The following is an 8,685-nucleotide window of genomic DNA, read 5'->3' on the forward strand; positions in this document are numbered from 1 at the left end:
CGTACTGGTTTAAATTTAATCCACTATATTTGCGCCAACATCATCACAAACCTTACAGCATGAAGGTCGTCTGAAATTTTTCAGACGACCTTTTGAGCCTGTCAAACTATTGTCCTGAATCTTTCGGCTTCTGATTGGCGTTCTCAAACAATTTGTTCATAGGGGTCAGATTGATTGCATTGCCTTGACTGACTATCCATTTATCCTCCACCCGCCAAACACCCGAGGTATCTTCCACACGCAGATACCAGTGGTTGGTCGGCGGCAGGGGTTTGAAAGTCGCTTCATACTCCATACGGCCGTTTTGGATTTCCGCGCTGACGGCACGCAGTTTGACAGTTTGGTCTTCCGATTTTTTAGTCGGGTGCATCAAAAGGAGATTCAAAGGCTGCTTGGGATCGAATTCCCCGCTGACAAACACTTTGGCCGCATCCTTATCCGGACTGATCAGCACTTGCACCTGCATATGCCGCTTCACTGCCTCTTCATCGCGGTGAAGCTGGATGTCGATGTGTTTGCCGTCTTTGTAATAGTCGTCCGTTACCAAATCGGTTGCATGTTCTTTGGCGACGAAGAACATGGCGACACTGGCAATCACGACGAAAATAGGCCCCGCCATCAACACCCACGGCCAAATGTGTTTGTACCAAGGTTTGACTTGTTTTTGCTCGGACACGTTTTATTCTCCGATAAAGGTTGCTTCTTCTTCCAAGATAGTGGGTTTGCCATCTGCTTTGCCGGTTTCGCGATAAGTGAAGGTAAACTCAATCGGATGGCTGCCCTTGTCGGCGTATTCGGGAATGGTGGAAACTTGGACAGGGATGGTCAACGTTTGGCGCGGTGCGATTTTCACGCCGCCTTCCGGCAGTCCGGTCAGGGCAATTTCTTCAAAGCCTTTGACTGTCGCAGTCATGACTTGTTCGTTTTCGCTATTGTTGATAATGCGCAGGTTGTATGCGTTTTCCAGCCAACCTTTGCTGTTTTCGCGCACCATCACGCCGCGGTCTTTCAAAATATCGACTTCGACCATTTTACGGGTGGAAAGTCCGACCAAGAAAGCGATGATGACCACCAGCAAAACTGCGCCGTATCCCGCCACACGCGGACGTTTCAAGCGTTTTTTGATGTCGCTTTCAGGATATTCGTGTTCCAACGCACCTTCGGTCGTATAGCGTATCAGGCCGCGCGGATAACCCATTTTGTCCATAATTTCGTCGCAGGCATCAATACACGCCGCACAGCCGATACATTGGTATTGCAGACCGTCGCGGATATCGATACCGACGGGACAGACCTGTACGCACATGGTGCAGTTGATGCAATCGCCCAATCCGCTGTCTTCCTTATTAGCAGTTTTCTTGCGTGCGCCGCGCGGTTCGCCGCGTTCTGTATCGTAAGAAATAATCAGCGTGTCTTTGTCGAACATCGCGCTTTGGAAGCGTGCATATGGACACATATGCAGGCACACTTTCTCGCGCATAACGTGGGCAAAGAAGAAGGTCATGAAGCCGTAAAACGCTGCGGCAAACATCGCGCCGCCGCCTGCTGCTCCGGCAAACAAGTCGGGAACGAACTGGCGGATCGGGACAAACCAGCCCGCAAAGGTAATGCCTGTCCACGCGCAGACAAGGAAAATCAGAAGGGCTTTAGTTGCTTTAATGCGGATTTTAGTGAAATTCCACGGCGATTTTTCCAGCTTCAGGCGTTTGTTGCGGTCGCCTTCGACCAAGTTGTCGATCCACAACATGATTTCGGTGTAAACAGTCTGCGGGCAGGAATAACCGCACCACAAACGTCCGGCAATCGTCGTCCACCAAAACAGTCCGAAAGCGCAAATCATCAGCAACAGAGCAAGGTAAATCAAGTCGCCCATACCCAGCGACAGTCCGAAAATGAAGAAATGTCGGTCCGGAATATTGAAAAGCACCGCCTGACGACCGCTCCAGTTGAACCACGGAATCACATAAAACACAAACTGCGTCGCCAATACGGCGGCAATACGCAATTTGGCGAACCGCCCTTCCGCTTTTTTCGGATGGATGCGTTCGCCTTCGGGATGGATTTGGATGACGCTGGATTTGGGTTTTGAGGGTTTGGGCGGAGCGGTTTTTGCCGGTTTCTCGGACTGCTCTTTCGGAGCAGCGTTTTTTTCTTCTGACACAGCGTTTTCGGCTTGGTTTTCTGTTGACATTTTTCAGTGTTCCTTCGTGTGTTTGCGCGCAGGTCTTTTATTCTGATTACTGGTTTGATTGGTTTTTCAGACGACCTTTTATATGCGTCGGAATCATATCATTTGAGCTTGACCAAAGCAAAAAGCCCTACTTGGCTTTTATATGCCACCCGTTTTGATTTTTCCGTTGCCCAAGTCTGAAATCGGCGATATTCAAGCAGTTGCATATAACCGATGACGCTATGCTTATAGCGAATCGCTATATCTCTGATAAAAATTTATAAACTACTGTTTCAAAACGGAATAACAGTTAATCTCATCTGCTTTGCCTGTTTCAGACGACCCCTTATGCGGACAATTTTTAAAACAGGATAACGCGAAACCGATGCCGTACCGGTTTGAAGTTGTCCTTCTGATAGACGGAAAGGTCGTCTGAAAGCCGCCCATATCCTTGAAAGCCTGACCGAATCGGGCGATAATCAACGGAATTTTCTTTACCGTTACCGTTTCAAACCAATACAGCAAGGAAGGTACAAAATGTCTCAACTGGCAAACGCAATCCGTTTCCTCTCGGCCGATGCCGTTCAAAAAGCAAATTCCGGCCACCCCGGCGCGCCCATGGGTATGGCGGAAATGGCGGAAGTATTGTGGACGAAATTCCTGCGTCACAACCCTGCCAACCCCAAATTCTACAACCGCGACCGCTTCATCCTCTCCAACGGCCACGCGTCCATGCTGTTGTACAGCCTGCTGCACCTGACCGGCTACAACCTGAGCATTGAAGACCTGAAAAACTTCCGCCAACTGCACAGCAAAACCCCCGGCCACCCCGAATACGGCTACACCGACGGCGTGGAAACCACGACCGGCCCGTTGGGACAAGGTATTGTCAACGCGGTGGGTATGGCATTGGCGGAAAAAATCCTTGCCGCCGAATTTAATAAAGACGGTTTGAACATCGTCGATCACTACACCTACGTCTTCATGGGCGATGGCTGCCTGATGGAAGGCGTATCGCACGAAGCCTGTTCGCTCGCCGGCACTTTGGGCTTGGGCAAACTGATTGTTTTATATGATGACAACAATATTTCCATCGACGGCAAAGTAGACGGCTGGTTTACCGAAAACATCCCGCAACGCTTTGAAAGCTACGGCTGGCACGTTGTTCCCAACGTAAACGGCCACGACACCGCCGCCATTCAAGCCGCCATCGAAGCCGCCCGCGCCGAAACCGGCAAACCGTCCATCATCTGCTGCAAAACCTTAATCGGGAAAGGCAGCGCCAACAAAGAAGGCAGCCACAAAACCCACGGCGCACCTTTGGGCGCGGACGAAATCGAAGCCACGCGCAAACATTTGGGCTGGACTTACCCCGCCTTTGAAATCCCGCAAGAAATTTACGACGCATGGAGCGCGAAAGAACAAGGCGCGAAACTGGAAGCCGACTGGAACGAACTGTTCGCGCAATACCAAGCCAAATATCCTGCCGAAGCCGCAGAATTCGTGCGCCGCATGGATAAAAAACTGCCGGACAATTTCGATGCATACGTTCAAGCCGCATTGAAAGAAGTGTGCGCCAAAGCCGAAACCATCGCCACCCGCAAAGCCAGCCAAAACAGTATCGAAATCCTCGCCAAAGCGCTGCCCGAACTGGTGGGCGGTTCTGCCGACCTGACTCCATCCAACCTGACCGACTGGTCAAACAGCGTCTCCGTTACCCGCGACAAAGGCGGCAACTACATCCACTACGGCGTGCGCGAGTTCGGCATGGGCGCCATCATGAACGGCCTTGCCCTGCATGGCGGCGTCAAACCGTTCGGTGCGACCTTCCTGATGTTCAGCGAATACGAACGCAACGCCTTACGCATGGCGGCACTGATGAAAATCAACCCCGTCTTCGTGTTCACCCACGATTCCATCGGTCTCGGCGAAGACGGCCCGACCCACCAACCCATCGAGCAAACCGCCACCCTGCGCCTGATTCCGAACATGGACGTATGGCGTCCGTGCGACACCGCCGAATCCTTGGTAGCATGGGCGGAAGCCACAAAAGCCGAAGACCACCCGTCCTGCCTGATTTTCAGCCGCCAAAACCTGAAATTCCAAGCACGCAACGAACAACAACTGAACGACATCAAACGCGGCGGCTACGTCATCGGCGAAGCCCAAGGCAACGCCCAAGCCGTCATCATTGCCACCGGCTCAGAAGTCGAGCTGGCCTTGGAAGCGCAAAAAGCCCTCGCCGCGCAAAACATCGCCGTCCGCGTCGTTTCCATGCCGTCCACAAACGTATTCGACCGCCAAGACGCCGCCTATAAAGCCGCAGTCCTGCCCGAAGGCCTGCCGCGTATCGCCGTAGAAGCCGGACACGCCGACGGCTGGTACAAATACGTCGGACTGAACGGCGCAGTCGTCGGCATCAACCGCTTCGGCGAATCCGCCCCTGCCGATCTGCTGTTCAAAGAATTCGGCTTTACCGTGGACAATGTTGTCGATACTGTAAAATCAGTGTTGTAAATATTAACCATCGCTTCAAAGGTCGTCTGAAAACGAGAAATAAGGTTTTCAGACGACCTTTTTCATTCAAAACTGCCAAAATCGGCTTAACGAAAAATCTAAATACCCATACAGCGGCGCAACCCTTTCTGCGCAAATGGAAGTAGCGTAGAAATGTTGGATAAAGCATCGTCTCCACCTTCATTCCGAATAATCTTTCGCCATATCTTGAAAGCCGCACCGCCAAACCATAAAATCACGCCTTACCCAATTTGATATAACTATACATCCAACCCGTCTTACCCACTAATCATGATTACCCGCCTTGCCGCCTACCGGAAAACCCTCCTCACCTGCCTGATTTTATGGGTATCTATCGTCGCCGTTTTTTCCGCTGAACGTTTCTTCATGCTGCACCATTTTGTTTCAGACGACATCCGCAGCCGTTATGCGGGCGATTTGGCGGCTTTGTTTGTCAAAGGGCTGCTGTTCGACATCAAAATCGCCTCCGTTGCCGCCGCCTTCACTTTCCTGATCGGGCTGTTCGGACTGGCTACGCAGAAAACTGCCGCCTTTACTCTCCGCCTCCTGCCTACCGTCGCAACCGTCCTCTCCCTGACTGCCTTTGCCGCCGCACTGGGCAACTGGTTCTATTTCAGTGTGTACGACCGTCAATTTGACGTCTTCATCTTCGGGCTGGCGGAAGAAGACACCAGCGCCGTCCTGAAAACCGTCTGGTCGGACTATCCCGTTATTTCCTGTCTGGCAGCTTTGATTGCCGCAGCTTTCGTTTTTAGTAAAATTTTCAGCCTCATCCGCCGCAGCACCCGCTTTCAGACGACCTCATGGGGAAAAACCGCTTGGATTGCCGCCGTCCTCTTACCCGTCCTCGCGCTTGCCGCAGGCATACGCGGCTCGTTCGGCAAATTCCCCCTGCGTCAGACCGCCATGCAGATTTCCGCCGCACCGCAAATCAACAAACTCGTTCCCAATGCCCTAACCTCCCTAAGCTGGGCAGTCAACGAATACCGCAACAGCAATAATTTCCATCCCGTCTCCGACGAAGACGGCAGCCGGCTCATCAGTACTCTGCTCGATAAAAAAACCGACGCCGACTTGACGCAGCTCTTTGCCCAAACCGCTGCAAACGCCGCCGTCAAAAAACACCGTCCCAACGTCGTTCTCACCGTCATGGAAAGCATGAGCGCGCATCTCTTGAACATGGACAATCCCGAACGGGACCTCTTGGGCGAACTGGGCAAACACTGGCAGCAAGACTGGGTGTACCGCAAATTCGTTTCCGAGGGAGACGGCACCAGCGACACCCTGCACCGCTTCTTCGTCCGCAGCCCGCGCCTCAACCTCAGCCAATCCCTTGCCAAAAACAAAACCTTCCCCGGCAATATGTTCAAACCCTATCTCGAAGCCGGCTACCGCGTCGTCTATATTACGGCAGGCAACGGCGGCTGGCGCGATTTCGACACCTTCCTGCGTCACTTGGGCGTCAATGAAATCATTGATGAAAACACCCTCAAAACCCACTATCCCGAAGCAAAATCCGACACATGGGGCGTACCCGACGAATTCATGTTCCGTTACGCCGAAGAAGAACTCGCGCGCGCCGAAAAAAGCGGCACGCCCGTATTCATCATGATGATGTCCGTGACCAACCATCCGCCCTACCGCCTGCCCGCGCCGCATCAGGCGAAAAACTTCCGTTTGGACGGACAAGAGCAAAAACGCCTTGCCAACCTCGCCTCAGGCAAAGAGTTGAATGAAATTTTCAACACCTTCCGATACAGCAACGACCAACTCGGACGATTTATCGGCAAAGTGAAAACCATCGCGCCCGACACCATTATCGCCGCCACCGGCGACCACAATATGCGCGCCATCGGTTATCCCGAATCCGCCGATGTCGCACTCGGCCACAGCGTCCCCTTCTATCTGTACGTTCCGCAAGCCTACCGCGGCAGCGCCGAATACCATCCCGAACGCGCAGGTTCGCACAAAGATATCCTGCCGACCCTCTACAACTTAAGCTTGTCCGAGGCGCGCTACTACCAAACCGGTTGCAACCTCACCGCCCCGCAACCCGATTCCGCATGGTGCAGCTACGGCTACAACCCCGAAGTCATCATCACCGAACGCGGTTTCTATCACCAACACAGCAAAGCATTCCACAAATGGGACAACCAAAACATCCAAACCGCCGAAAGCCACCCAAGCACGCCGGATAACGAAGACCAAGCCATTATCCGCCGCGCCTCGGCATATACGCCGTTTCTTGAATGGCAGATCAACCGGATTGTCAGTACCCAATAAATCTGTTTATAAACATCAAAGGTCGTCTGAAAAGTTTCAGACGACCTTTTTGCAAATATAGTGGATTAAATTTAAATCAGGACAAGCCGACGAAGCCGCAGATAGTACAGATAGAGACCTTTGCAAAATTCCCCAAAATCCAGATAGTACGGAACCATTCACTTGGGTGCTTCAGCACCTTAGAGAATCGTTCTCTTTGAGCTTAAGGCGAGGCAACGCCGTACTGGTTTAAATTTAATCCACTATAAACCATACCCAATACGTTCCCGCCTTAAAGCAAATGCCAAACTGCCTAACAATACCGTCATAGTGTAGTAAAATAAAACGCGCTTTAGACAGCGTGCCACATTACATCCGCGCAACACGACGCCTTACCGTTAGACGACTAATCCACTATATAATCTATGTCGCTTGCGCCCGTCACACAAGGAAACTCATGAAAAAACACATCTACTGCCGCCACAGCTTTGAAATCGAAGTCCCGTTTTTCGATGTGGACTCGATGCACATCGTCTGGCACGGCAACTATGTGAAATACCTCGAAACCGCCCGCTGCGCCTTCTTGTCCACCATCGGCTACGACTACAATGAAATGGCACGGCAGGGATACAGCTGGCCGATTGTGCAGATGAACCTCAAATACATCCGCCCCGCCCGCTTCGGTCAAAAAATCCGTGTCGATATGGACATCGTCGAAATCGAAAGCTGCCTGCGCATCGACTATACAATTTATGATGCGCAAACCAACGAAAAGCTCAACCGCGCTTCGACCACACAAGCCGCCGTTTCGCTGGCAGACGGTCTAATGCAGTTTCAGACTCCGCAAAGCTGGTTGGATGCCGTGCAAACCCATCCGACCTTTACCCCTGCCTGACACTTTACGTTTTCAGACGACCCCGACCCTTAAGGTCGTCTGAAAAACAAACCTGAAAAGGAACAACATGAAAAAAACACTTACCGCCCTCTTTCTGACCCTTGCCAGCCCTGCCTTGTGGGCGTTCTCCACCGCCGAACTCGCCCAAACCCTTCAAAAACCGTCCAACGTACAGGGCGCGTTTACCCAGCAGCGTCAATTGAAATCCCTGAGCAAACCGATGGTTACAGGCGGGAAATTCGTTCTCGTCCCGAAAAAAGGCTTGTTGTGGCAAATGCAAAAACCGTTTGAAACCACCCTGCGCGTTCGCTCGGACGGCATCATGCAGTGGAACGGCAGCGCATGGACCAACCCCAATCAAGGCAAAGTCGGACAAACCCAGCAAATCAAACTCTTCCTCGACCTGCTTGGCGGCAACACGCAAGGTTTGGAAAAACAATTCAACCTCGCCCTCTCTGGCAGTGAAAAACAATGGACGCTGAATTTGACGCCGAAAACCGCCGTTACCCGCCAAATTTTCAACCACATCATTATCAGCGGCGACAGCGTAGTGCGCAAAATTGAGTTGGACGAAAAGCAAGGCGACAAAACTGTGATGCAGTTTAGAGAAGTGCAAACCGGCAAACCGTTAGACGACTTTGCAAAAAAAGCCCTGTAAACAAACCATCCAACAGACCCGCAAAGTCATCCTGTCGGCTTTTGAAGAACCTGCCTGTCGGCTTGCCGCCCGCTTTCTTCCTCTCCGCATGAGCGGCTAAGCAAGGGGGGTAAGCCGCAGGTTCGCATTTTATGGTGGATTAACTTTAAACCAGTACGGCGT

6 protein-coding genes are annotated in these 8,685 nt (G+C 52.0%); 4 read left to right on the forward strand and 2 right to left on the reverse strand.

Translation table 11 applies throughout. The features are described from left to right. Positions 1–106: 106 nt before the first annotated feature. Entirely contained in the window at positions 107–676 is a 570-nt protein-coding gene (locus tag HMPREF2572_RS11690; protein ID WP_070498797.1) for a FixH family protein, read from the reverse strand. A gap of 3 nt (positions 677–679) precedes the next feature. Further along, the gene (ccoG, locus tag HMPREF2572_RS11695) at positions 680–2,191 is read right to left on the reverse strand and encodes a cytochrome c oxidase accessory protein CcoG (protein WP_070498798.1); all 1,512 of its coding nucleotides are present in this window, start codon (positions 2,189–2,191) and stop codon (positions 680–682) included. 516 nt (positions 2,192–2,707) lie between these two features. Between ccoG and tkt the strand changes: the two genes are divergently transcribed. From tkt to HMPREF2572_RS11715, 4 genes are all read left to right on the forward strand, one after another. Then, complete coding sequence (gene tkt, locus HMPREF2572_RS11700) at positions 2,708–4,687, forward strand: transketolase (RefSeq protein WP_070498799.1); 1,980 nt, start codon at positions 2,708–2,710, stop codon at positions 4,685–4,687. A gap of 291 nt (positions 4,688–4,978) precedes the next feature. Beyond that, entirely contained in the window at positions 4,979–6,991 is a 2,013-nt protein-coding gene (locus HMPREF2572_RS11705) for an LTA synthase family protein (protein WP_070498800.1), read from the forward strand. 436 nt (positions 6,992–7,427) lie between these two features. Continuing rightward, positions 7,428–7,865: an acyl-CoA thioesterase gene (locus HMPREF2572_RS11710; protein WP_070498801.1), complete on the forward strand. Its 438-nt coding sequence runs from the start codon at positions 7,428–7,430 to the stop codon at positions 7,863–7,865. A 67-nt stretch (positions 7,866–7,932) separates the two neighbouring features. Beyond that, positions 7,933–8,523: a LolA family protein gene (locus HMPREF2572_RS11715; RefSeq protein WP_070498802.1), complete on the forward strand. Its 591-nt coding sequence runs from the start codon at positions 7,933–7,935 to the stop codon at positions 8,521–8,523. The last annotated feature ends 162 nt before the right edge of the window (positions 8,524–8,685 follow it).

Origin of the sequence: Neisseria sp. HMSC064E01 (assembly GCF_001808875.1) — a bacterium.
Classification (GTDB): Bacteria; Pseudomonadota; Gammaproteobacteria; order Burkholderiales; family Neisseriaceae; genus Neisseria; species Neisseria sicca_A.

Coding starts and splice junctions, on each gene's coding strand:
- ccoG (WP_070498798.1), bottom strand. CDS start 2,191: ATGTCAACAGAAAACCAAGCCGAAAACGCTGTGTCAGAAGAAAAAAAC.
- HMPREF2572_RS11710 (WP_070498801.1), top strand. CDS start 7,428: ATGAAAAAACACATCTACTGCCGCCACAGCTTTGAAATCGAAGTCCCG.
- tkt (WP_070498799.1), top strand. CDS start 2,708: ATGTCTCAACTGGCAAACGCAATCCGTTTCCTCTCGGCCGATGCCGTT.
- HMPREF2572_RS11705 (WP_070498800.1), top strand. CDS start 4,979: ATGATTACCCGCCTTGCCGCCTACCGGAAAACCCTCCTCACCTGCCTG.
- HMPREF2572_RS11715 (WP_070498802.1), top strand. CDS start 7,933: ATGAAAAAAACACTTACCGCCCTCTTTCTGACCCTTGCCAGCCCTGCC.